The following is a 22,812-nucleotide window of genomic DNA, read 5'->3' on the forward strand; positions in this document are numbered from 1 at the left end:
CGTGTGGTCCCGTCCCCCCATGGGACGGGACCACACGCGGTTCACACGGAACGTGTACGTCCCTCCCAGTACGGGTCCCTCAGCCGCCGCTTGTACAGCTTGCCGTTGGGGTCCCGGGGCATCTCCGCGATGAAGTCGACGCTCCTGGGCCGCTTGTAGCCGGCGAGGCGCTCGGCGCAGTGGTCGAGGAGGGCGGCGGCCAGCTCCGGGCCGGGCTCGTGGCCCGGGGCCGGTTCGACGACGGCCTTGACCTCCTCGCCCCAGTCGTCGTGCGGAATGCCGAAGACGGCGGCGTCGGCGACGCCGGGGTGGGCGAGCAGGGCGGACTCGATCTCGGCCGGATAGATGTTGACCCCACCGGAGATGATCATGTCGATCTTCCGGTCGCGGAGGAAGAGATAGCCGTCCTCGTCGAGATGGCCGAGGTCGCCGACGGTGAAGAAATCACCGATGCGGTTCTTCCTCGTCTTGGCCTCGTCCTTGTGGTACGAGAACCCGCCGGTGTTCATCTTCAGGTACACGGTGCCGAGTTCCCCGGGCGGCAGCCGCTCGCCGTCCTCGGCGAAGATCGCGAGTTCGCTGATGGGCCAGGCCTTGCCGACGGTGCCGGGCTTCTTCAGCCAGTCCTCGGCGGTGGCGAAGGCCCCGCCGCCCTCGCTGGCGGCGTAGTACTCCTCCACACAGTCGCCCCACCATTCGATCATCGCCCGCTTCACGTGGTCGGGGCAGGGCGCGGCTCCGTGGATGGCGTGCCGCATGGACGAGACGTCGTACGACCGCCGTACCTCCTCCGGCAGGGCGAGCAGCCGGTGGAACTGGGTGGGGACCATATGGGTGTGCGTGCACCCGTGGGCGTCGATGAGGCGCAGCATCTCCTCGGGCGTCCACTTGTCCATCAGCACCAGGCGGTGACCGATGTGCAGGGAGGCGCCGGCGAACTGGAGCACGGCGGTGTGGTAGAGCGGCGAGCAGACGAGGTGGACGTCGTCGCCGTACGGCGTGATGCCGAAGATGCCGAGGAAGCCGCCGAGGTAGGCCTCCTCGGGGCGCTTGCCGGGCAGGGGGCGGCGGATGCCGCGCGGGCGGCCGGTCGTGCCCGAGGTGTAGTTCATGACCCAGCCCAGTTCGCGGTCCTCCGGCGCCGCCCCGGGCTGTCCGTCGAGGAGTTCGGCGTACGGCCGGAAGCCCTCGACCGCGCCGACGGCGTACCGGTGGCTCGCCGGGAGCCCGGCCTCGTCGGCCGCGCGCCGGGCGGGCTCGGCGAACCGCTCGTGGGCGATGAGCACCTTGGCGCCGGAGTCGGCGACGATCCAGGCGATCTCGGGGCCCACGAAGTGGTGATTGACGGGGACGAGGTAGAGACCGGCCTGGCTGGCGGCCAGGTACGCGGTGAAGAACTCGGCGCCGTTGGGCAGGACGACCGCGAAGGCGTCCCCGCGTGCGAGGCCGGCGGCGCGCAGCCCGTGGACGAGGCGGTTGGCGGCGGAGTGCAGCCGTCCGGCCGTCCATGCCTCGCCGTCCGGCGCGATCAGGACCGTGCGGTCGGGGTCCTGGGTGGCCTGGGCCCAGAATCCGGCGGGGGGTGTGCTCACTGGCCGCTCCTTCCGGCGATGCGGTTGATGCGGTCCACGGCCTGTTCGAAGCCGCGGGTGAGGTCGTCGAAGACGGCCTGGACGCTGCGTTCGCCGGTCATCCGGCCGACGATCTGGCCGACGGGGGTGCCGAGCAGCGGCTCGACCTCGTACTTCTGGATCCGGGAGACCGCCTCGGCGACCAGCAGTCCCTGCAGGGGCATCGGCAGGGTGCCGGGACCGGCCGCGTCGTCCCAGGCGTCGGTCCACTCGGTGCGGAGCTGGCGTGCGGGTTTGCCGGTCAGGGCACGGGAGCGGACGGTGTCGCCGGAGCCTGCGGCGAGCAGTTTGCGGGTCAGGGCGGGCGAGTGGAGGTCCGCTTCTGTGGTGGTCAGCCACACAGAGCCCAGCCACACGCCTTGCGCGCCGAGGCTCAGTGCCGCCGCCACCTGCGGGCCGCTGCCGATGCCCCCTGCGGCCAGGACGGGCAGCGGGTCGACGGCGTCCACGATCTCGGGGGTGAGCACCATGGTGGCGATCTCCCCGGTGTGGCCGCCGGCCTCGTAGCCCTGGGCCACCACGATGTCGATGCCGGCCTGCTGGTGCTTGCGGGCGTGCCGGGCGCTGCCGGCGAGCGCGGCGACCTGGACGTCCCGGTCGTGGGCGCGGGCGACGACGTCGGCGGGCGGGGAGCCGAGCGCGTTGGCCAGCAGCCTGATCGGGTAGTCGAAGGCGACGTCGAGCTGGCTGCGGGCGACCTGCTCCATCCAGCCGGTGATGCGCCACCCGGACGCCTCGCCCTCGGCCAGTTCGGGCACCCCGTGCCGGGCGAGGGTGTCCCGCACGAACCGCCGGTGCCCCTCGGGGATCATGGCCTCGACGTCGGCCTCGGTCAGCGTCTGGGTCTCCGGCCCTTCGGCCTTCTTGGCGGGCATCACCACGTCCAGCCCGTAGGGCCGGCCCTCGGCGTGCGCGTCGAGCCAGTCGAGGTCGCGTGTGAGGTCGTCGGGGGCGGTGTAGCGGACCGCGCCGAGCACGCCGAAGCCGCCGGCCCGGCTGATGGCCGCGGCGACGGCGGGGAACGGCGTGAAGCCGAAGACGGCGTGCTCGATTCCCAGTTTCCTGCTCAGCTCCGTCTGCATGGGCGCAGGATGCCGCAGCGGACCGGACGACGGAAGACCTTTCCTGATGCTCCGTCAGATTTTGACGCGGGCACGCGCCCCGTTGACACACCCCCCTCCTGACAGGAAAGTTTCACCGGCAGGGCAAGCCCCGAAAGATACTTTCAGGCGGGAGGCCGCGCGATGACGGACGACCTCGAAGGCGGACGGGCCGGCGGGCTGACGCGCCGTCGGCTCGTGGCGGGCTCGCTGGCAGCGGGCGGCGCGCTGACCCTCGGTACGCTCACGGCGGGCCCGGCCGGCGCCGCGCCCGCCTCCGCCCGCCGCCCCACCCTGCGCCACGGCTCGCCCGAGCGCGCCGGGCTGCTCCCCGGACAGCTGCGGCAACTCGTCGCCGACGCCCGGGGCTTCCTCGGCCCCTCCCCCCGCCACCCCTGGTACGCGGGCGCCGTCCTGCTCGCCGGGCGCGGCGCCACCGTGGCACTGCACGAGCCGATCGGCACGGCGGTGCGCTACGCCGCGTACGACGAGAAGACCGACACCGGCGTCGAGTTCCCACCCGACCGGCAGCTCCCGATGACCCGGGACACCGTGTTCGACCTGGCCTCCGTCTCCAAGCTGTTCACCTCGCTGCTGGCGGTGCAGCAGATCGAGCGGGGCGCGCTGGACCTGGAGGGCAGGGTCGCCGCACATCTCCCGGACTTCGGGCGTGCGGGCAAGCAGGAGATGACCATCCGCCAGTTGCTGACCCACACCTCGGGATTCCGCGCCTGGATCCCCCTGTACGAGGCTCCGACCCACGAGCGGAAGCTGGAGCTGATCTGGAACGAGGCCCCGCTGCACCCGCCCGGCACCACGTACCTGTACTCGGACCTGAACCTGATCTCCCTGCAACTCGTCCTGGAGAAGATCACCGGCCGGGGGCTGGACGTGCTGCTGCGCGAGGAGATCACCGGTCCGCTCGGCCTGGACAGCACCCGCTACAACCCGCCGGCCTCCTGGAAGCCGCGGATCGCGGCCACCGAGGACGCCCGCAGGCCCTGGTCCGGGCTCGACCGGGGGCTGGTGTGGGGCGAGGTGCACGACGAGAACGCGTACAGCCTGGGCGGTGTCGCGGGCCACGCGGGGGTGTTCTCCTGCGCGTGGGACCTCGCGGTCCTCGGCCGCACGCTGCTCGACGGCGGCGCCTACGGCCGGGCCCGCATCCTGCGGCCCGAGTCGGTGGACCTGATGTTCACCGACTTCAACACGGCCTTCCCCGGCGACGAGCACGGCCTCGGCTTCGAGCTGTACCAGCACTGGTACATGGGGGCGATGGCCACCCCGCGCACGGCCGGCCACACTGGCTTCACCGGCACCTCCCTCGTGCTCGATCCCACGACCGACTCCTTCCTGGTCGTCCTCGGCAACTCGGTCCACCCGGTGCGCACATGGCGATCCGGATCCGCTCCACGGGTCGCCGCGGGCAACCGGCTCGCCCGCGCGGTCCCGGTCCGCCCGGCGCGCGGCCGTACGGCCTGGTTCTCGGGCATGGCGAGCGCCACGGCCGCGACGCTCGCCCTCCCGCCGCTGGACACCTCCCCCGGTGCCGCCCGCCTCGGGTGCGCCCTGTGGTGGGACACCGAGCCCGGTTCCGACGGGGTGGCCCTGCAGTGCACGACGGACGGCGGGGCCACCTGGCAGCCGGTCCCCTTCACCACCACCCGCCACGGCGAGGCCCCCGAGGACCACCCGGCGGGCACGGTCACCGGCTGGTCGGGGCGCGTCTGGCACCGGGTGACCGCGGCGCTCCCGGCCGACTCCCGGCTGGCCCTGCGCTGGCGGTACACCACCGACGCCCTCTACGTCGGCCGGGGAGCGTACGTCGACGCGCTGCGCGTCGAGGCGGGCGGGGCGGTGCTGTTCGACGGGGGACGCCCGGCGGACGCGGCCCGGATCACGGCGGTGGGCTGGCAGGACGTGGCCGACTGAGCCCCACCGAGCCTCCTGAGACCGGCCGCGACCGACCCGGCCGTGCGGGGAGCCGGCCCGCCGGCCCCCCGCCCGCGCGGTCGCGCTCCGGCGGCCCGTCAGTCCCGCTCCAGCACCGCCCTCGCCGCGTTGTGCCCCGGTACTCCGCTCACCCCGCCGCCGCGCACCGCGCCCGCCCCGCACAGCGACACGTTGGCGTGCCGTGTCTCCACACCCCAACGGCCGCTCCCTTCCTGGGCGTAGGGCCAGGACAGGGCTCGGTGGAAGATGTGGCCGCCGGGCAGCCGCAGGTCGCGTTCGAGGTCGAGCGGGGTCTTCGCCTCGATGCAGGGGCGGCCGTCGGCGTCGGTGGCCAGGCAGTCCGCGAGGGGTTCGGCGAGGTGGGCGTCGAGCTGGGCGAGCGTGGACTTCAGCAGTTCCTCCCGTACGGCGTCGTTGTCCCGGTCGAAGAGCCGGGCCGGGGTGTGCAGACCGAAGAGGGTGAGGGTCTGGTAGCCGCGCTCGGCGAGGTCGGGGCCGAGGATGGTGGGGTCGGTCAGGGAGTGGCAGTAGATCTCCGAGGGCGGTGCGGCGGGGAGTTCGCCGGCGGCGGCCTGGTGGTGGGCGGTGGCCAGCTGCCCGTAGCCCTCGGCGATGTGGAAGGTGCCGGCGAAGGCCTCGCGGGGGTCGACGGCGGGGTCGCGCAGCTTCGGGAGCCGGGTGAGCAGCATGTTGACCTTGAGCTGGGCGCCCTCGGCGGGTTCGGGCGCAACGTCGCCGGTGAGGGTGGCCAGCTCCTGCGGGGAGGCGTTGACCAGGACGTGCCGGGCGGCGGCGACGCCCTCGCCGTCCGCCGTGCGGTAGGCGACCTCGGCGGTGTGTCCGTCGGTGTCGATCCGGACCGCCTCGTGGCCGGTCGCGATGACCGCGCCCGCCGATCGGGCCGCCGCGGCCAGCGCGCCGGTCAGCGCGCCCATGCCGCCGACGGGCACGTCCCAGGCTCCGGTCCCGCCGCCGATGACGTGGTAGAGAAAGCAGCGGTTCTGGGCGAGGGAGGGGTCGTGGGCGTCGGCGAAGGTGCCGATCAGGGCGTCGGTGAGGACGACGCCCCGGACCAGGTCGTCGGTGAAGTTCTCCTCGACCGCGACGCCGATCGGCTCCTCGAACAGGGTGCGCCAGGCGGTCTCGTCGTCGATGCGGCGGCGCAGTTCGTCGCGGGTCGGCAGCGGTGCGGTGAGCGTCGGGAAGACGCGCTGGGCGACGCGGCCCGTCATGCCGTAGAAGCGCTGCCAGGCCGTGTACTCGTGGTCGCCGCCGGTCAGCCGGGCGAACGCCTCCCGGGTGCGCTGCTCGCCACCGCCGACCAGAAGACCGGTGGGCCGCCCCGCCCGCTCGACGGGGGTGTACGAGGAGATGGTGCGGGAGCGGATCCGGAAGTCCAGCCCGAGGTCGTTCACGATCTTCTGCGGCAGCAGGCTCACCAGGTAGGAGTACCGCGACAGCCGGGCGTCGACCCCCGCGAACGGGCGGGTGGAGACGGCCGCGCCGCCGGTGTGGTCCAGGCGCTCCAGAACCAGCACCGAGCGGCCGGCGCGGGCCAGGTAGGCGGCGGCGACCAGGCCGTTGTGGCCGCCGCCGACGATGACGGCGTCGTACGCGCGGGTTCCCTCGTTCGCAGACATGGTTCTTCGTAGCACGTCGTGATCGGCCGGGGAAGCCGGACGTTTCCGTGGGGACGTGGCCCGTCCGATCGGACCAGTCACCGTCGGGTCCGCCGGCCCGGCCGCGGCACTCCGGCGGACCGGACCGGGCGAGGAGAACCGGCAGCGGGCGCCCGCGGGCCCTCCGGCGCGTCGGGGGGCGAGGGCCGCGGCGGCCTACCGGCCGAGCTTGTCCGGGGCCGGTCGCGCCTGCGGGCCCAGCCGGGCCATCGCACGCAGGATGTGTTTCGGCGGGAGTCGCCAGCGCAGCCGTGCGGGTATCGCACGCAGCACGGCGCCCGTGACGCGGAGCCTGCGGGTGACGGTGGCGGGCGCGGGGGCCGGCCTGCCGTACAACTCGTGGGCGTACGGCGGCAGGGAGGCGTAGGCGAGCCGTGCCACCCAGCGCCACAGCACCGCGCGGGCCGGCACGAGGAGCGGGTGGACCGGCGGGCGGAGCAGGAAGTCGTCCACCGTACGGGCCTCGGGTCCCGCGGCCAGCTCCGGCCGCACCTTCTCGAAATACGCGGCCAGTTCGGCACGGCTCGCCGGTACGGTCCCCGGGTCGAGCCCCACCAGCCGGGCGCCGGCGCGGTGTTCGGCCGTGTACCGGTCGGCCTGTGCGTCGGTGAGCGGGAAACCGGAGCGGCGCAGGACGTGCAGATAGGAGTCGATCTCCGCGCAGTGCACCCACAGCAGCAGTCCGGGCTCGTCGACCCCGTACCGCTCGCCGGTGTCGGGGTCGGTCACCCGCAGCATGGCGTGGATCTTCCGCACCCGGGCACCGGCCCGCTCGGCCGCCTCGCTCGTGCCGTACGTCGTCGTCCCGACGAAGTCGGCCGTGCGCATCAGCCGCCCCCAGGCGTCGCGCCGGAAGTCGGAGTTCTGCATCACCCCGCGGACCGCCCGCGGGTGCAGGGCCTGGAGATAGAGCGCGCGGACGCCGGCGATCCACATCATGGGGTCGCCGTGCATCTGCCACGTCACCGAGCCGGGGCCGAAGAGGCCCGGGTCGTCACGTTTCTCCATGCCGTCCACACCGGCAGTGTGGCCATCGGACGGCCCCGGTATCAAGGTGCGCGCCTCTTCGCCGCGCGCACACCTGCGAGAGGCGCACCGTGGTCCGCGCCGGGACGCACCTGTGCGTCACGTTCCGGATACACCGGCACGACCGGCCATTTACCCAGCCTTTGCCTGTACATGGTCATCTGGCACGAGTTGATCACCGGATCAGCACACTGAACGCTCAAGGAGTCGTTTTCATGCCCGGACCCACCCGTCGTCGCCTCACCGTCGCCACGGCCCTGGTCGCCGCGACCACGGCCGCCGTGGCCGTCACGAGCGCCGCCGGCGCCTTCGACAACGCGCAGCAGGCGAAGGACGCCATCAAGGGCGGGAAGGCGAAGAACGTCATCCTGCTCATCGGCGACGGCATGGGCGACTCGGAGATCACCCTCGCCCGCGACTACACGGTCGGTGCCGACGGCCGTCTGAATCTGGACAAGTTCCCGCTGACCGGCGCCTACACCACCTACGCGGTCCACGCCGACGGCACCCCGGACTACGTCACCGACTCCGCCGCCAGCGGCAGCGGCTGGGCCACCGGTGTGAAGACGGTCAACGGGCGCATCTCCAAGACGCCCGGCACCGACAAGGCGGTGCGGACCGTCCTGGAGCTGGCGCAGAAGAACGGCTACGCCACCGGCAGCGTCACCACCGCCGAACTCACCGACGCCACCCCGGCCGTGCTCGCCTCCCACGCCACCGACCGCTCCTGCCAGGGCCCGGCCGACATGGCCAAGTGCCCGGCGGACACGCTCGCGAAGGGCGGTCCCGGCTCGATCGCCGAGCAGTCCGTCAACCACAAGGTCGACGTCCTCATCGGCGGCGGCAGGCAGCGCTTCGACCAGAAGGTCACCGACGGCAGGTACAAGGGTCTCACCGTCACCGAGCAGGCGAGGAAGCTCGGCTACCAGGTCGTCACCGACAAGGCGGGGCTGAACAAGGTCAAGGCCGGCAAGCCGGTGCTCGGCCTGCTCGCGAGCGGCAACGTGCCGGTGGAGTGGACCGGCAAGGCGGCGGCCGTCGGCGGTACGGACCCGCAGCGGTGCGTGACGTCCAACCCGAACCGCCCGTCGACGACGCCGAGTCTCGCCGACTCCGCCACCAAGGCGATCCAGCTGCTGGCGGCCAAGCAGCAGGCCAAGCACTCCAAGCAGGGCTTCTTCCTGCAGATCGAGGGTGCCTCGATCGACAAGCAGGACCACGCCGCCGACCCCTGCGGCCAGATCGGCGAGACCGCGGCCTTCGACCGCGCGGTGAAGGTGGCCCGCGCCTACGCGGCCAAGCACTCGGACACCCTGGTCGTCACCACCGCCGACCACGGCCACACCAGCCAGATCGTCCCGCTGGAGGCCACCCCGCCCGGTCTGTCCTCCACCCTGGTCACCAACGAGGGCCAGCAGCTGAAGGTCAACTACTCGACCAACACCCCGGGCCAGTCGCAGGAGCACACCGGCACCCAGGTCCGTATCGCCGCGCAGGGCCCGCAGGCGTACCGCGTGCTCGGCGTCACCAACCAGACCGACCTGTTCACCACGCTCCGCGAGGCGCTCGGACTGCGCTGACCCCGCCGTCGAGGGGAGCGAGGCCGTCGCCCCCCGTTCCCCTCGGCGCCGTGACCACCCGAGAGCGTGCCGCCTTGCGGCACGCTCTCCGCGGTGTCCGGGACGAGCGACGGGACGCCGCGCCCGCCCGGGTCCCGACTCGCGGATGTCACCGGATGTGCGGGATTATGGGGATACCCTCCGCCTCTGGACGCCGGGCTCGCCCAGCCACCGGCCGGACCGGAAGGAGCGGCATGCGAGAGAACAGATGGGCTGCCGTGGTCACGGCGCTCTGCACGGCCTCGGCGCTCGGTCTGGCGGTGCCCCGTGCCGCCGCGGCCGCCCCCGAGCGCTGCGGCTTCGCGTCCTCGGCGGATCGGCCCACGCTGACGTACGGGGACGCCGGCAGGGCGGTCAAGCAGGCGCAGTGCCTGAGCAACGTGTGGGGAGGCCAGCCGCCCAAGCTGACTCTCGACGGGGTGTTCGGGTCCGTCATGCTGAAGAAGATCGAGTGGATCCAGGGGTGTCACGGCCTGCCGCCGAGCGGTGTCATCGAGGGCCGCACCTGGCAGGTGCTCTACCACCCCGCGCTGGACTGTTACGACCCCTATCCGGCCTGAGCGGGCCGTCCGGCGCACGGGGCGCGGCGAGGCGGCCGGTCCGGTCGACGGTGCGAGATCCCGCGTGCGCCTTCGGCACGTCCCATTGGTGAATCCGCGACATACCAGTAAATTTCCGCCCACCGCTTCGAGAGGTCCGGCAGACGGGGGCGATGGATGAGCACGGCCGACCGCGGCACGGTGACGACCGGGATCGCCCGGCTGCACGCGGCGCCCGAACTCGCCGGGCCCGGCCGGCTCGGACTGGTGACCAACCACACCGGCGTCCTCCCCGACCTGCGCCCGGCCGCGCCCGCGCTGCTCCTGGCCGGCGCGCGGCTGGTCGCCCTGTTCGGTCCCGAGCACGGGCTGCACGGCACCGGCCAGGCCGGCGAGAGCGAGGACGCCCGCACGGACCCGGCCACCGGCCTGCCCGTGTACGACACCTACCGGTCCAGCGGTGAGCGCCTCGACAAGATGCTGGCCGACAGCGGCGTCGACGCCCTGGTGTACGACCTCCAGGACATCGGGGCCAGGTGCTACACCTACGTGTGGACCATGTTCGACCTGATGGTCTCGGCGGCCCGTACGGGCGTGCGGTTCATCGTCGCCGACCGGCCCAATCCCCTCGGCGGACGCGTCAGCGAGGGCCCGCTGCTCGATGAGGCGTGGGCGAGCTTCGTCGGGCGCGCCGCGGTACCCGTCCGGCACGGACTCACCTGTGGCGAACTCGCCCGGCGTCTCAACGCCTCGGCCGTGCCCCGGGCAGCGGGCGACACCGCCGACCTGACGGTGATCGAGGCCGTCGGCTGGCGGCGTGCCATGGACGCGGCGGCCACCGGCCTGCCCTGGGTCGCGCCTTCGCCGAACATCCCGACGCCCGCCACCGCCACCGTCTACCCCGGCACCTGTCTGTTCGAGGGGACGAACGTCTCGGAGGGCCGGGGCACCACGCAGCCCTTCGAGATCGTCGGGGCGCCGTACATCGACGCGCGGTTCGCTCCCTCGCTCGCCGCACTGGGCCTGCCCGGAGTGCGCTTCCGCGACCTGCGGTTCGTACCGGCGTTCCACCAGCACGCCGGACGGACGCTGCGCGGGGTCCAGCTCCATGTCACGGACCGCGAGGCGTTCGCCCCCGTCCGCACCGCCGTCGCGATGCTCGCCACGCTGCGGCGGCTGTACCCCGACGACTTCGCCTGGCACACCGTGGACGGCGGCACGCAGGAGAGCGGTCACCGTCACTTCATCGATCTGTTGTGGGGGTCCGACCGGCTGCGGCGCGCGGTCGACGGCGGAGAGGACCCGCTGCCGCTGTGCGATCCGCCCGCGCCGCCCGGCCGGTGGGCCGGCGACGGCGTGCTGCTCTACCCCTGAGACGTCTCTGAGACCCCCTGAGACCCCCTGAGACCCCCTGAGACCCGCTGCCCCCGCCCCCGCGGCCTGCCGCACCGCCCGGAAGGACAACCCCGTCGATGACCGATCGCACGACGCCATCCCGGGCCGGAGTCCGCGGCTTTCGCGCGGGCGACGGCCCGCAGCTGGTGGAGGTGTGGCGGCGGAGCGCACCCGCCGACCCCGTCACCGCGGACCGCTTCCGCTCCCTGGTGCTGCTCGACGCCAACTTCGACCCGGAGGGGCTGCGGATCGCCGTGGACGGCGGCCGGATCGTGGGCGCGGCCTACGCGGTACGCCGTCTGACGCCGATGACCGGCACCGATCTGGAGCCGGAGCAGGGCTGGATCCCGTTCTTCTTCGTCGATCCGGCCGCCCGCGGGCGCGGCCTCGGCCGCCGGCTGCTGACCGACGCCCTCGACTGGCTGCACGGCCACGGCCGCACTCGGGTGGACTTCTCCTCGTACACCCCGAACTACGTCCTCCCGGGTCTGGACGCCGAGGCGTACCCGGAAGCGGCGGGGCTCCTCGCGTCCCTGGGCTTTCGGACGCTGTACGAGGCGGCGGCGATGGACCGCGGCCTGGTCGGCTATCGCTTCCCCGAGGACGCCGCCCTCCGCCGGGACGAACTGACGGCGCGGGGCCACCGGTTCGCCACCCCGTCCGACGACGACCTGGTGGAGCTGCTCGCGCTCGCCGGGAACCGCTTCACGCCGGACTGGGCGCGGGCGATCCGGGAGTGTCTGACCGCGGGCACGCCGCTCGACCGGATCGTCGTCGCCCGGGACCCCTCGGGCCGCCTGGCCGGCTGGGCGATGCACGGCGCCTACGGGGCGACGGACGAGCGGTTCGGGCCGTTCGGGGTGGTGGAGGAGATGCGCGGCACCGGGCTCGGCAAGGTCCTGCTCCATCTGGTCCTGGAGCGGATGCGGGCGTGCGGGGCGCACTCCGCGTGGTTCCTGTGGACCGGCGAGCGGTCCCCGGCGGGCCACCTGTACCGCAAGGCCGGCTTCACCACGACCCGGGTGTTCCGCGTGCTGCGCCGGGAGGCCGCCCGGTGACGCGGCCACGCCCCGGGGACGGCCCGAGCCGCCGTCACTTCGCGCTGGCGCTCCCGTCGGCCCTGCTCGCCTCCGGCTGTGCCGGGCCGCGCCGGGGCAGCGGGCGCCCCGGGGATCCGATCGTCCTCACCCTGCTCTCCCACTACGCGAGCGGGGAGCTCCAGGAGGCTCTGCGGGGGCCCGTCGACGAGTGGAACGCCACCCACGACCGGGTGAAGGTGCGGACGAAGGCGGTCGAGTTCACGGACCTGCTGACCACGTTCATGGTCCGGCAGGCCGCGGGGCAGGGCGCCGACATCCTCCACCCGTACTGCCTGTGGAACGGCCAGCTCGTCCGGGCCGGTGTCCTGCGGCCCGCGCCCTCGGAGCACGCCGAGGAGATCCGGCGCGGCTACGGCGAGGCGGCGGTCGTCTCCGCGTCGGTGGGAGGCACGGTCTACGGCTATCCCACCGAGGTGCAGACGTACGCCCTCTACTACAACAAGCGGCTGCTGCGCGAGGCCGGCGTCGACGGTCCTCCGCGGACCTGGCCGGAGCTGGAGGAGACGGCCTACCGCACCACCCGGCGGGACCGGTACGGCAACACACTGGTCCAGGGCTTCGGACTGTCCACCGCCGACGACTCCACCACCGTCGGTCAGACCCTCGCGCTGCTCCACGCCGCCGGCGGATCGTTCCTCTCCGGGGACGGCAGGCGCACCGTCATCGACTCGCCCGCCGGCCGGGCCGTCTTCGGTCTGGAGCACCGCCTCGTCGCCCGCGGCGCGAGCGATCCCGGCGTCAACGTCTACAAGGCGTTCGCGTCCGGGCAGGTGGCCATGGTGATCAGCGCCGGCTGGTGGACCGGGAGCCTGAAGTCGCTGATGGGGAAGGACTACGCCGATGTCGGTGTCGCGCCGGTGCCCGTCCCCGAGGCGGGTGGCCAACGGGCCACGCTCGCCACCGGCTTCATGCTCGGGGTCAACGCGGCCAGCGAACACCCGCAAGCGGCCTGGGAGTTCCTGCGCTGGCTCAACGCGGGTCGGGTGCGCGGAAAAGGTGCGCCGGCGACCCGGATGAGCGTGCTGCAGGTGTCGGTCGGCTCCCTGACCGGCCGCGCCGACGACATGCGGGGGCTCCTGGGCGAGGGCGGTGATCCGAATCTGCGCCCCTTCCGGGACGCGCTGGCGTACGCGGTGCCGGAGCCGAACGGGCCGGGCGCGCAGCAGGCCAAGTCGCTGTTGCGCAAGAACATCGAGGCGCTGTGGACCGGACAGCAGTCGGTCGACGAGGCCCTGCGCACCACCCGCCGTCAGGTCGACCAGGAGGTGTCGCGCTCATGGTGAACACCCTCACCCCGGAGACGACCGGGCGGGCGGCGCACCGTCCGCGGTCCGTCGCGACGGCCGCCGGCCGCCACGGCCGGGCCCACCGCCGGCAGGCCGTCGTCGCCTATCTCTTCCTGGCGCCGGCGCTGCTGTTCTTCGCGGTCTTCCTGGTCCTGCCGCTCGGCTTCGCGCTGCTGCTGTCGATGTCCCGCTGGACCGGGTTCGCACTCGGCGACATCGATCCGGTCGGCCTGGACAATTTCACGGGTCTGTTCGCGGACGGATCGACCTTCCTGGCACCGATCCTGACCAATACGCTGCTGTTCGCCCTGGGCACCGTGGCCCTCGCGCTCGCCGGCTCCGTGCTCGTCGCCACCTGCATCGACAGGCTGCGGTTCCAGGGGCTGTGGCGCACCCTGTACTTCCTGCCGATCGTCACGACGGTGGTCGCCGTCGGCAACGTGTGGAAGTACATGTACGAGCCGGGCGGCCTCGTCAACGGCGTCCTGAACGCCCTCGGGCTCGGCTCGACGGCGTTCCTGCAGGATCCGGACACCGCGCTTCCGTCGGTCGTGGTCGTCCAGGCCTGGGCCACCGTCGGCTCGGCGATCCTCGTCCTGACCGCCGGGCTGAAGTCCGTTCCGCAGTCGTACTACGAGGCCGCCGCGCTCGACGGTGCCGGGCCCGTCACCGTCTTCTGGCGGATCACTCTGCCGCTGCTGCGGCCGTCCCTGCTGTTCGTGTGCATCACCCAGTTCCTCTCCGGCCTGCAGTCGTTCGCGCTGATCAACGTGATGACCAAGGGCGGCCCGGGAGACGCGACCGATGTGGCGGCGCTGGAGATGTACCGGCAGGCCTTCTCGTACGGCGACTGGGGCACCGCGAGCGCCGCCGCCTTCGTGCTGTTCCTGGTGGTCCTCGCGGTCACCCTGGCGCAGTTGTGGCTCTTCCGGCGCAAGGGGGAGGACGCATGACCCGACGCCGTTTCCCGTGGTTCTCGTCCCTGCTGGTCGTGACGGGCGCCGTGCTCACGGTGGTGCCGTTCCTGGACATGGTGATGACGTCCTTCAAGGGGCCCGGTGAGGCCGGCACGCTGCCGTACCGCTTCCTGCCCAAGGCGTTCGACCTGTCCAACTACCGGGCTGCGATCGACCAGCTCGATCTGCCGCTGCTCTTCCGCAACAGCGTCGTCGTCACCACCGCGATCACCACGTCGGTGCTGCTGACGTCCTCCCTCGCCGGTTACGCGCTCGCCAAACTGCGTTTCCCCGGGCGGGACTTCGTCTTCCGTCTGGTGCTGTCCACGATGATGTTCCCGCCGTTCGTCTTCCTCATCCCGCACTTCATGATCCTGGTGCACTGGCCGCTGGCCGGGGGCAACGACCTGTTCGGGCGCGGCGGGGCCGGCCTGACCGTCAGCATCGCGGCGCTCGCCATGCCGTTCCTCGTCAACGGCTTCGGGATCTTCCTGACGCGCCAGTTCATGGTCTCCATCCCGGACGAGGTCCTGGAGGCCGCACGCCTCGACGGGGCCGGGGAGTTCGCGGTGTGGTGGCGGATCGTGGTGCCGCAGACCAAGCCGGTGATCGTCACGCTCGGGCTGCTGACCTTCGTGGACGCCTGGAACGAGTACATCTGGGCGCTGCTCGTCTCGACGGCCGACCCGGACGTGATGACGCTGCCCGTCGGCATCCAGCTCCTGCAGGACCACGTCGACCCGGCCCGCACGATGCCGATCGTCATGGCCGGCCTCGTGCTGAGCGTCCTGCCGGTCCTGCTCCTCTTCCTGCTGCTGCAGAAGCACTACATCCGGGGCGTCATGCTCAGTGGCCTGAAGTGAGAGGGACACGGGAGGCACGCGGCCGGCCGGGCCGAGGCGGAGCCGGCGTGTGCCTCGTCATCCCTCGAAGCGATAGCCCATGCCGGGCTCGGTGATGAGATGGCGCGGGTGGGAGGGGTCGGCTTCGAGTTTGCGGCGGAGTTGAGCCATGTAGACCCGCAGATAGTTGGTCTTGTCGCCGTGGGTGGCGCCCCACACCTCCTGGAGGAGTCGCCGCTGCGTGATCAGCCGGCCCGGACGGGTCACGAGGATCTCCAGCAGGTGCCATTCGGTCGGCGTCAGCCGGACGTCGTTGCCGTCCCGCAGAACCTTCTTGGCGAGCAGGTCGATGCTGAGGTGTGCCGTCTCGACCAGGGTCGGCTCGCGGACGAGTTCCGTGTCCTCGGTCCGGCGGACGGCGGCCCGCAGCCGGGCCAGCAGCTCGTCCATGCCGAACGGCTTGGTGACGTAGTCGTCGGCGCCCGCGTCCAGCGCGGCCACCTTCTCGTCGGACGACCGCCGGGCGGACAGCACCACGATCGGTACGCGCGTCCAGCCGCGCAGTGCCGTGATGACGTCGGCGCCGTCCATGTCGGGCAGGCCGAGGTCGAGCAGGACCACGTCGGGCGGACGCGCGGCGGCGAGCCGGAGGGCGGTGGCCCCGTCGGGGGCGGCGTCCACGCCGTAGCGCCGTGCCTGCAAGTTGATGACGAGGGCCCGCACGAGCTGCGGGTCGTCCTCCACCACGAGCACCCGGGTCATGGGTGTGTGCCTCTCCTGTCGTACGTCGGTCCGTGGGTGCCGGAAGCGGGGCGGCCGACGTCATGGCGGCGGGAGCCGACGGTTCGGGAGGCCTCCCTCGCCGCCGGCTCCCGTGCGGGTCGCTCAGGGCCGTCACTGCTGCGCGGCGAGGTCCTTGAGCGCGATGTTGAGTTCGAGGACGTTCAGCCGGGGCTCACCGATGAAGCCGAGGACGCGGCCCTGCGTGTGGTTCCGGACCAGTTGCTCGACCTGTGCGACGGCCAGGCCGTTCTTCGCCGCGATCCGGTGGACCTGGAGTTCGGCGTACTCCGGGGAGATGGCCGGGTCCAGGCCGGAGCCGGACGAGGTGACGGCGTCGGCGGGGACGTCGGACGGCTTCACCGTGTAGCCGGCGACCGAGTTGTCCTTGACGACGGCGTCCTTGGCGGCGAGCACCTGGGCGCAGAGCGTGCCGTCGTCGGGCTTGTCGGGGCACTTGCCGTTCACGGCGCCGCTGTCGGCGGCCAGGTTGGTGGCGCCCGAGAGGATCAGCTTGTACCGCGTGTTGACGCTGTTGCCGCCGAGCCCGTCGGCCGGGCGGCCCTGGAACCACTTCAGGTCGGGTTGCGGGGTCTCCTGGCCCTTCTTCAGCGGCAGGTTGTACGACTGCCCGATCAGGGACGAGCCGACGACCCTGCCGTCCGCCTTGATCTCGGAGCCGTTCGCCTTGCCGGGGAACAGGCCCTGGGCGATGCCGGTGACCACCAGTGGATAGATGACGCCGGTGACCAAGGTCAGGACGAGCAGGGCCCTGAGGCCCGCGCCCAGCAACCGGGCCGTGTTCACGAAAGAGTTGGTCATGTCCTTCACCCGATCCCGGGGATCAGAGAGATGAGCAGGTCGATGATCTTGATGCCGATGAACGGGGCGATCAGCCCGCCGATGCCGTAGATGCCGAGGTTGCGGCGGAGCATCCGGTCGGCGCTCATCGGCCGGTACCGCACGCCCTTCAGGGACAGCGGCACCAGCGCGATGATGATCAGCGCGTTGAAGACGACGGCCGACAGGATCGCGGAGTCCGGCGAGGACAGCCGCATGATGTTCAGCTTGTCCAGGCCGGGGTAGACCGCCGCGAACAGCGCCGGGATGATCGCGAAGTACTTCGCGACGTCGTTGGCGATGGAGAACGTGGTCAGCGCACCGCGGGTGATGAGCAGCTGCTTGCCGATCTCGACGATCTCGATGAGCTTGGTCGGGTTGGAGTCGAGGTCGACCATGTTGCCGGCCTCCTTGGCGGCCGACGTACCGGTGTTCATCGCCACGCCGACGTCCGCCTGCGCGAGGGCCGGGGCGTCGTTGGTGCCGTCACCGGTCATCGCGACCAGCTTGCCGCCGGCCTGCTCCCGCTTGATGAGGGCCATCTTGTCCTCGGGGGTGGCCTCGGCGAGGAAGTCGTCGACGCCCGCCTCCTCGGCGATCGCCTTGGCGGTCAGCGGGTTGTCACCCGTGATCATGACGGTCTTGATGCCCATGCGGCGCAGTTCCTCGAACCGCTCCCGCATACCGTCCTTGACGACGTCCTTCAGGTGGATCACGCCGAGGACCCGGGCACCGTCGTCGTCGTGGACGGCGACCAGGAGCGGGGTACCGCCCGCCTCGGAGATGCGGCCGGCGATACCGTCCGCGTCCCCGGCGACCGTGCCGCCCTGCTCCTCGACCCAGGCGATGACCGAGGCGGTGGCTCCCTTGCGGATCCTGCGGCCGTCGACGTCCACGCCCGACATGCGGGTCTGGGCGGTGAACCCGATCCACTCGGCGTGCGCCAGCTCGCCCTGGTGCCGCTCGCGCAGCCCGTACTTCTCCTTGGCCAGGACGACGACGGACCGTCCCTCGGGCGTCTCGTCCGCGAGCGAGGACAGCTGGGCCGCGTCGGCGACCTCCGCCTCGGTGGCCCCCTTGACCGGCACGAACTCGGCGGCCTGACGGTTGCCGAGGGTGATGGTGCCGGTCTTGTCGAGCAGCAGGGTCGAGACGTCGCCGGCGGCCTCGACGGCGCGGCCCGACATGGCCAGCACGTTGCGCTGCACCAGACGGTCCATGCCCGCGATGCCGATGGCGGACAGCAGCGCGCCGATGGTGGTCGGGATCAGACAGACCAGCAGGGCCACCAGGACGACCATGGTCAGGTGCGTGCCGGCGTGGTCCGCGAACGGCGGCAGCGTGGCGCAGGCCAGCAGGAAGACGATGGTGAGCGAGGCCAGCAGGATGTTCAGCGCGATCTCGTTCGGCGTCTTCTGCCGGGCCGCGCCCTCGACCAGGTTGATCATCCGGTCGATGAAGGTCTCGCCGGGCTTCGTCGTGATCCGGACGACGATCCTGTCGGACAGGACTTTCGTACCGCCGGTGACCGCCGACCGGTCGCCGCCGGACTCACGGATGACGGGGGCCGATTCGCCGGTGATCGCGGACTCGTCCACCGAGGCCACGCCCTCGACGACGTCACCGTCGCCGGGGATGATGTCGCCCGCCTCGCACACGACGCGGTCGCCGATGGTCAGCGCGGTGCCCGGCACCCGCTCCTGCGAGCCGTCCTTCAGCAGTCGGCGCGCGACCGTGTCGGTCTTGGCCTTGCGCAGGGTGTCGGCCTGTGCCTTGCCCCGGCCCTCGGCGACCGCCTCCGCCAGGTTGGCGAAGATCACGGTCAGCCACAGCCAGGCGCTGATCGTCCAGCCGAACCAGTCGCCCGGGTCCTTGACGGAGAAGACGGTGGTCAGGACGGACCCGATCCACACCACGAACATCACGGGCGACGTGACCATCACCCGCGGGTCCAGCTTGCGGAACGCCTCCGGCAGGGATCTGACCAGCTGCTTGGGGTCGAACAGGCCCGCTCCGACCCGGCCCTCCGCGGGCTGGTGGCCGGTGGGGACGTCGCTGTGCGGCGCCCGGGTGGGTGTGACGGTGGACATGGAGTCCTCTGGCTTCTGTGTACGGGTGGTCATCACGCCAGCCCTTCGGCGAGCGGGCCCAGGGCGAGGGCGGGGAAGTACGTGAGACCGGTGATGATCAGGATCGCGCCCACCAGCAGGCCGGTGAACAGGGGCTTCTCGGTGCGCAGGGTGCCCGCGGTGACCGGGACCGGCTGCTGCTCGGCGAGCGAGCCGGCCAGTGCCAGGACGAAGATCATGGGCAGGAATCGGCCGAGCAGCATCGCGAGCCCGGTCATGGTGTTGAACCAGTCGGTGTTCGCGTTCAGGCCGGCGAAGGCCGAGCCGTTGTTGTTCGCGGCCGAGGTGAAGGCGTAGAGGACCTCGGAGAACCCGTGCGCGCCGGAGTTGAGCATCGAGTGCGGCGGGGTCGGCAGGGCCATGGAGGCCGCGCTGAGGACGAGCACCAGCGCCGGGGTGATCAGGATGTAGCAGGCGGCGAGCTTCATCTCCCGGCCGCCGATCTTCTTGCCGAGGTACTCGGGCGTACGGCCGACCATCAGGCCGGCGATGAACACCGCGATGACCGCCATGATCAGCATGCCGTAGAGGCCGGAGCCGGTACCGCCGGGCGCGATCTCGCCCAGCATCATGCCGAGCATGGTGATGCCGCCGCCCAGGCCGGTGAAGGAGGAGTGGAAGGAGTCCACCGCACCGGTCGAGGTGAGCGTGGTGGCCACCGCGAAGATCGACGAGCCGCCGACGCCGAAGCGGACCTCCTTGCCCTCCATCGCGCCGCCGGCGGCCTGGAGCGCCGGGCCGTGGTGGGCGAACTCGGTCCACATCATCAGGGCGGTGAAACCGAGCCAGATGGTGAACATCGTGGCGAGGATGGCGTAGCCCTGCTTCACCGAGCCGACCAGCACACCGAAGGTGCGGGTCAGTGCGAACGGGATCACCAGAATGAGGAAGATCTCGAACAGGTTGGTGAAGGGCGTGGGGTTCTCGAAGGGGTGGGCGCTGTTGGCGTTGAAGTAGCCGCCGCCGTTGGTGCCCAGCTCCTTGATGGCCTCCTGGGAGGCGACCGCGCCGCCGTTCCACTGCTGCGAGCCGCCCATGAACTGTCCGACCTCGTGGATGCCGGAGAAGTTCTGGATCGCGCCACAGGCGACCAGGACCACCGCGGCGACGGCCGCGACCGGCACCAGGATCCGCAGGGTGCCGCGCACGAGGTCGGCCCAGAAGTTGCCCAGTTCACCGGTGCGCGAGCGGGCGAAGCCGCGCACCAGTGCCACGGCGACGGCGATCCCGACGGCCGCGGAGACGAAGTTCTGCACGGCCAGACCGGCGGTCTGCACGACGTGCCCCATGGTCTGCTCGCCGTAGTAGGACTGCCAGTTGGTGTTGGTCACGAACGACACGGCCGTGTTGAACGACTGCGCCGGGTTCACTGACGAGAAGCCCATCGAGCCGGGCAGCACGCCCTGGAGCCGCTGGAGCAGGTAGAGGAACAGGACACCGACGGCCGAGAAGGCGAGGACCGAGCGCAGATACGCGGGCCAGGTCATCTCGGTGTCCGGGTCGGCACCGATGCTCTGGTAGATCCACTTCTCCACCCTGAGGTGCCGCTTCGAGGAGTAGACCCGGGCCATGTAGGTGCCGAGGGGGATGTAGACGAGCGCCAGCGCGCCTATGAGGGCGAGCAGCTGGAGGACGCCCGCGGACACGGGACCCACGGCGCCCGCTGCGGTAGCAGCTGATGTCACCGTCAGAACCTCTCCGGGAAGATCAGGGCGAGGACGAGGTAGCCCAGCAGGGCGACGGCCACGACGAGGCCGACGATGTTCTCGGCGGTCACAGCTTCGTCACCCCCTTGGCGACGAGGGCCACCAGCGCGAAAGCCGCGAGCACGGTGACGACGAAGGCCAGATCGGCCATCGCGAACTCCTGGAGTGAGGTGCGGTTGGAACGGACGGTTCGAGGAAAGCGCTTCTGTGGCCTGATTCCGTCGCCGTTGACGGCTCTCTTACGGCGACCCTTCCGGCCTTGACGGGACCCTTACGGCCGGCGGCGGCCGGGCCGCCTCACGGGAGCCGGAGGCGCAGCCGGCAGATCACCGCGTCCGTCTCCCGCCGCACCGCGTGCGCGACCACCGCACCCCGCTGGTTCTGCAGCAGCCGCTGCCACAGCCGCTCCGGCTCGGCCTCCGGGATCAGCACGGTCACCCGGGTGCCGGGTGCCGCGGCAGCCACCTCACGGACGTACGCGGCGATGGGACGCCCCAGGCCGTGCCGCTCGTCCGCCAGCCGCACCAGTTCCACCCCCGGGTCCCATGCCGCCCAGGAACGCTCGAAGGCACGCGTCCGCGCCCGGTCCTCGGGGTCCGGGTGGCACACGGTCACCGCACGGACCTCGTCGCCGAGCGAGGCCGCCGCCGTCAACGCCTCCGACGTCAGCCGGGAGAGCGCGGAGACGGGCACGATCACCAGGGAGCGGTCCCGGTGCGGTACCTCGGGGACGCGGCCGAGTCCGAGCCTGTCGCCGATCCGGCCGTAGGCACGGTGCACGGTCTCGAAGGCCACGACGAGCGCGGGGACAGCGATCACGATCAGCCAGGCGCCCTCGGTGAACTTGCTCGCGGTGACGACGACCGTGGCGACAGCTGTCAGCAGTGCGCCGAAGCCGTTCAGCAGCGCCTTCCCGCGCCGGCCCCGCCCCCGTTCCAGCGTCCAGTGCCTCACCATGCCCACCTGGGCGATCGTGAAGCCGACGAAGACACCGATGGCGAACAGCGGCACCAGGGTGTTGGTGTCGCCGCCGGAGAGGACCAGCAGCATCGCCGAGGCCACGGCGAGCGCGAGGACGCCGTGCCGGTGGACCTGGCGGTCGGACTTCAGGGCGAACACGTGCGGGGCGTAGTGGTCGCAGGCGAGCAGCTTCAGCAGGACGGGAAGCCCCCCGAAGGAGGTGTTCGCGGAGAGCGCCAGCAGGATCATCGTCGCGAACTGGATGACGTAGAACGCCCAGGTGTGGCCGAGCGAGGCGTCCGCGAGCTGGGCGAGGACCGTGACGCCCTCGACCGGCTGGAGGTGGAAGCGGCCGATCAGCACGGACAGGCCGATCAGCATCAGACCGAGCACGGCACCGAGGGCGACCTCCGCCCGTTGGGCCCGGCGGGCGCGGGGCGCGCGGAAGGACGGAACGGCGTTCGCGATGGCCTCCACGCCCGTCAGCGCGGCACACCCGGAGGCGAACGCCTTCAGCAGGAGCAGCGCCCCCACGGTGGTGGCGTCGTCCGCGAGGGCGGAGGTGTGTCCGGCCGCCGTCTCGGTGCTCACGGGGTGCGTACGGCACAGCCCGACGATGATCAGTGCGAGGATCGAGCCGACGAACACGACCGTCGGCACGACGAACGCCTTCGCCGACTCCACGATGCCGCGCAGGTTGACCGCGGTGATCAGTGCGAGCACCGCCAGGCACAGCCACAGCCGGTCGTCGTACAGGGCGGGGAAGGCGGAGGTCAGGGCCGCCACCCCCGCCGTCACGGCGACCGCGACGTTGAGGACGTAGTCCAGCACCAGCGAGGCCGCGGCCACCAGGCTCGTGCGCGCGCCCAGGTGCGTCTTCGCCACTGCGTAGGAGCCGCCGCCGTCCGGGAAGGCAGCGATCACCTGCCGGTAGGAGGCCACCAGCACCGCGAGCAGGGCGGCGATGGCCAGCGTCACCGGCATCGTGAAGCCCAGTCCGTGGGCGCCGGCGGTGGCCAGGACCAGGACGATCGCCTCCGGGCCGTACGCCACCGACGCCATCGCGTCCAGCGACAGTGCCGCGAGCCCGGTGGCGGCGGTCAGCCGATGCCGCTCGCCGCTGTCGGGCGGCTCCTCGCCGGCGGAGGCGGCGTCCGGCTGCTCGGTGGGGGGCAGGACGGACATGGGTGCGTGCTCCTTCTTTCCTCGGCTCCGCGCGAGGGGCCAGGGGACGCGCGGGTGCACCCAGGTTCGGTCCGTCTCCCGCCGCC

General features: G+C 72.0%; 18 protein-coding genes. 8 read left to right on the top strand and 10 right to left on the bottom strand.

Annotated elements, in window-relative coordinates:
• Positions 1-41: 41 nt before the first annotated feature.
• Both ACZ7KF_RS22020 and ACZ7KF_RS22025 read right to left on the bottom strand, forming a co-directional pair.
• Positions 42-1,592, bottom strand: a complete 1,551-nt coding sequence (locus ACZ7KF_RS22020; protein WP_471077466.1) for an acyl-CoA synthetase — start codon at positions 1,590-1,592, stop codon at positions 42-44.
• A complete protein-coding gene (locus ACZ7KF_RS22025) occupies positions 1,589-2,713 on the bottom strand; it encodes a nitronate monooxygenase (protein ID WP_471077469.1) in 1,125 nt (374 codons plus the stop codon). The genes ACZ7KF_RS22020 and ACZ7KF_RS22025 overlap by 4 nt, the downstream gene beginning before the upstream one ends.
• 162 nt (positions 2,714-2,875) lie before the next feature.
• Between ACZ7KF_RS22025 and ACZ7KF_RS22030 the strand changes: the two genes are divergently transcribed.
• Positions 2,876-4,663, top strand: coding sequence for a serine hydrolase domain-containing protein (locus ACZ7KF_RS22030; RefSeq protein WP_471077472.1), 1,788 nt, complete (start codon positions 2,876-2,878; stop codon positions 4,661-4,663).
• Between the two features lie 98 nt (positions 4,664-4,761).
• Here the strand turns inward: ACZ7KF_RS22030 and ACZ7KF_RS22035 are convergent, their stop codons facing one another.
• Entirely contained in the window at positions 4,762-6,324 is a 1,563-nt protein-coding gene (locus ACZ7KF_RS22035; RefSeq protein WP_471077475.1) for a phytoene desaturase family protein, read from the bottom strand.
• Positions 6,325-6,519: 195 nt separating this feature from the next.
• Positions 6,520-7,371: an oxygenase MpaB family protein gene (locus ACZ7KF_RS22040; RefSeq protein WP_471077478.1), complete on the bottom strand. Its 852-nt coding sequence runs from the start codon at positions 7,369-7,371 to the stop codon at positions 6,520-6,522.
• A 233-nt stretch (positions 7,372-7,604) separates the two neighbouring features.
• Here ACZ7KF_RS22040 and ACZ7KF_RS22045 point away from each other — a divergent pair, with 233 nt between their 5' ends.
• The 7 genes from ACZ7KF_RS22045 to ACZ7KF_RS22075 all read left to right on the top strand — a co-directional run bounded on the left by ACZ7KF_RS22045 (position 7,605) and on the right by ACZ7KF_RS22075 (position 15,147).
• Entirely contained in the window at positions 7,605-8,969 is a 1,365-nt protein-coding gene (locus ACZ7KF_RS22045) for an alkaline phosphatase (protein ID WP_471077481.1), read from the top strand.
• A gap of 233 nt (positions 8,970-9,202) precedes the next feature.
• On the top strand, positions 9,203-9,568 hold the full coding sequence (locus ACZ7KF_RS22050) for a peptidoglycan-binding domain-containing protein (protein ID WP_471077484.1): 366 nt from the start codon (positions 9,203-9,205) through the stop codon (positions 9,566-9,568).
• A 156-nt stretch (positions 9,569-9,724) separates the two neighbouring features.
• Positions 9,725-10,921 (top strand): exo-beta-N-acetylmuramidase NamZ family protein, encoded by a 1,197-nt coding sequence (locus tag ACZ7KF_RS22055; RefSeq protein WP_471077487.1) that lies wholly within the window; start codon positions 9,725-9,727, stop codon positions 10,919-10,921.
• A gap of 98 nt (positions 10,922-11,019) precedes the next feature.
• Positions 11,020-12,000 (top strand): GNAT family N-acetyltransferase, encoded by a 981-nt coding sequence (locus ACZ7KF_RS22060; RefSeq protein ID WP_471077490.1) that lies wholly within the window; start codon positions 11,020-11,022, stop codon positions 11,998-12,000.
• Positions 11,997-13,325, top strand: a complete 1,329-nt coding sequence (locus ACZ7KF_RS22065; protein ID WP_471077493.1) for an ABC transporter substrate-binding protein — start codon at positions 11,997-11,999, stop codon at positions 13,323-13,325. Before ACZ7KF_RS22060 ends, ACZ7KF_RS22065 begins: the two co-directional genes overlap by 4 nt.
• Entirely contained in the window at positions 13,319-14,281 is a 963-nt protein-coding gene (locus ACZ7KF_RS22070; protein ID WP_471077496.1) for a carbohydrate ABC transporter permease, read from the top strand. The genes ACZ7KF_RS22065 and ACZ7KF_RS22070 overlap by 7 nt, the downstream gene beginning before the upstream one ends.
• Complete coding sequence (locus tag ACZ7KF_RS22075) at positions 14,278-15,147, top strand: carbohydrate ABC transporter permease (RefSeq protein ID WP_471077498.1); 870 nt, start codon at positions 14,278-14,280, stop codon at positions 15,145-15,147. The genes ACZ7KF_RS22070 and ACZ7KF_RS22075 overlap by 4 nt, the downstream gene beginning before the upstream one ends.
• A gap of 57 nt (positions 15,148-15,204) precedes the next feature.
• Here ACZ7KF_RS22075 and ACZ7KF_RS22080 read toward each other — a convergent pair whose 3' ends face one another.
• The 6 genes from ACZ7KF_RS22080 to ACZ7KF_RS22105 all read right to left on the bottom strand — a co-directional run bounded on the left by ACZ7KF_RS22080 (position 15,205) and on the right by ACZ7KF_RS22105 (position 22,726).
• Positions 15,205-15,888, bottom strand: a complete 684-nt coding sequence (locus ACZ7KF_RS22080) for a response regulator (RefSeq protein ID WP_471077501.1) — start codon at positions 15,886-15,888, stop codon at positions 15,205-15,207.
• Between the two features lie 132 nt (positions 15,889-16,020).
• Positions 16,021-16,728: a potassium-transporting ATPase subunit C gene (locus tag ACZ7KF_RS22085; protein ID WP_471077504.1), complete on the bottom strand. Its 708-nt coding sequence runs from the start codon at positions 16,726-16,728 to the stop codon at positions 16,021-16,023.
• Positions 16,729-16,733: 5 nt separating this feature from the next.
• Positions 16,734-18,836: a potassium-transporting ATPase subunit KdpB gene (gene kdpB, locus ACZ7KF_RS22090; protein WP_471077507.1), complete on the bottom strand. Its 2,103-nt coding sequence runs from the start codon at positions 18,834-18,836 to the stop codon at positions 16,734-16,736.
• Positions 18,837-18,868: 32 nt separating this feature from the next.
• The gene (gene kdpA / locus ACZ7KF_RS22095; RefSeq protein WP_471077812.1) at positions 18,869-20,530 is read right to left on the bottom strand and encodes a potassium-transporting ATPase subunit KdpA; all 1,662 of its coding nucleotides are present in this window, start codon (positions 20,528-20,530) and stop codon (positions 18,869-18,871) included.
• A gap of 32 nt (positions 20,531-20,562) precedes the next feature.
• Positions 20,563-20,652, bottom strand: a complete 90-nt coding sequence (gene kdpF, locus ACZ7KF_RS22100) for a K(+)-transporting ATPase subunit F (RefSeq protein WP_016434100.1) — start codon at positions 20,650-20,652, stop codon at positions 20,563-20,565.
• 226 nt (positions 20,653-20,878) lie between these two features.
• On the bottom strand, positions 20,879-22,726 hold the full coding sequence (locus ACZ7KF_RS22105) for an APC family permease (protein ID WP_471077510.1): 1,848 nt from the start codon (positions 22,724-22,726) through the stop codon (positions 20,879-20,881).
• Between the last annotated feature and the right edge of the window lie 86 nt (positions 22,727-22,812).

Source organism: Streptomyces sp. NPDC038200, assembly GCF_055600785.1.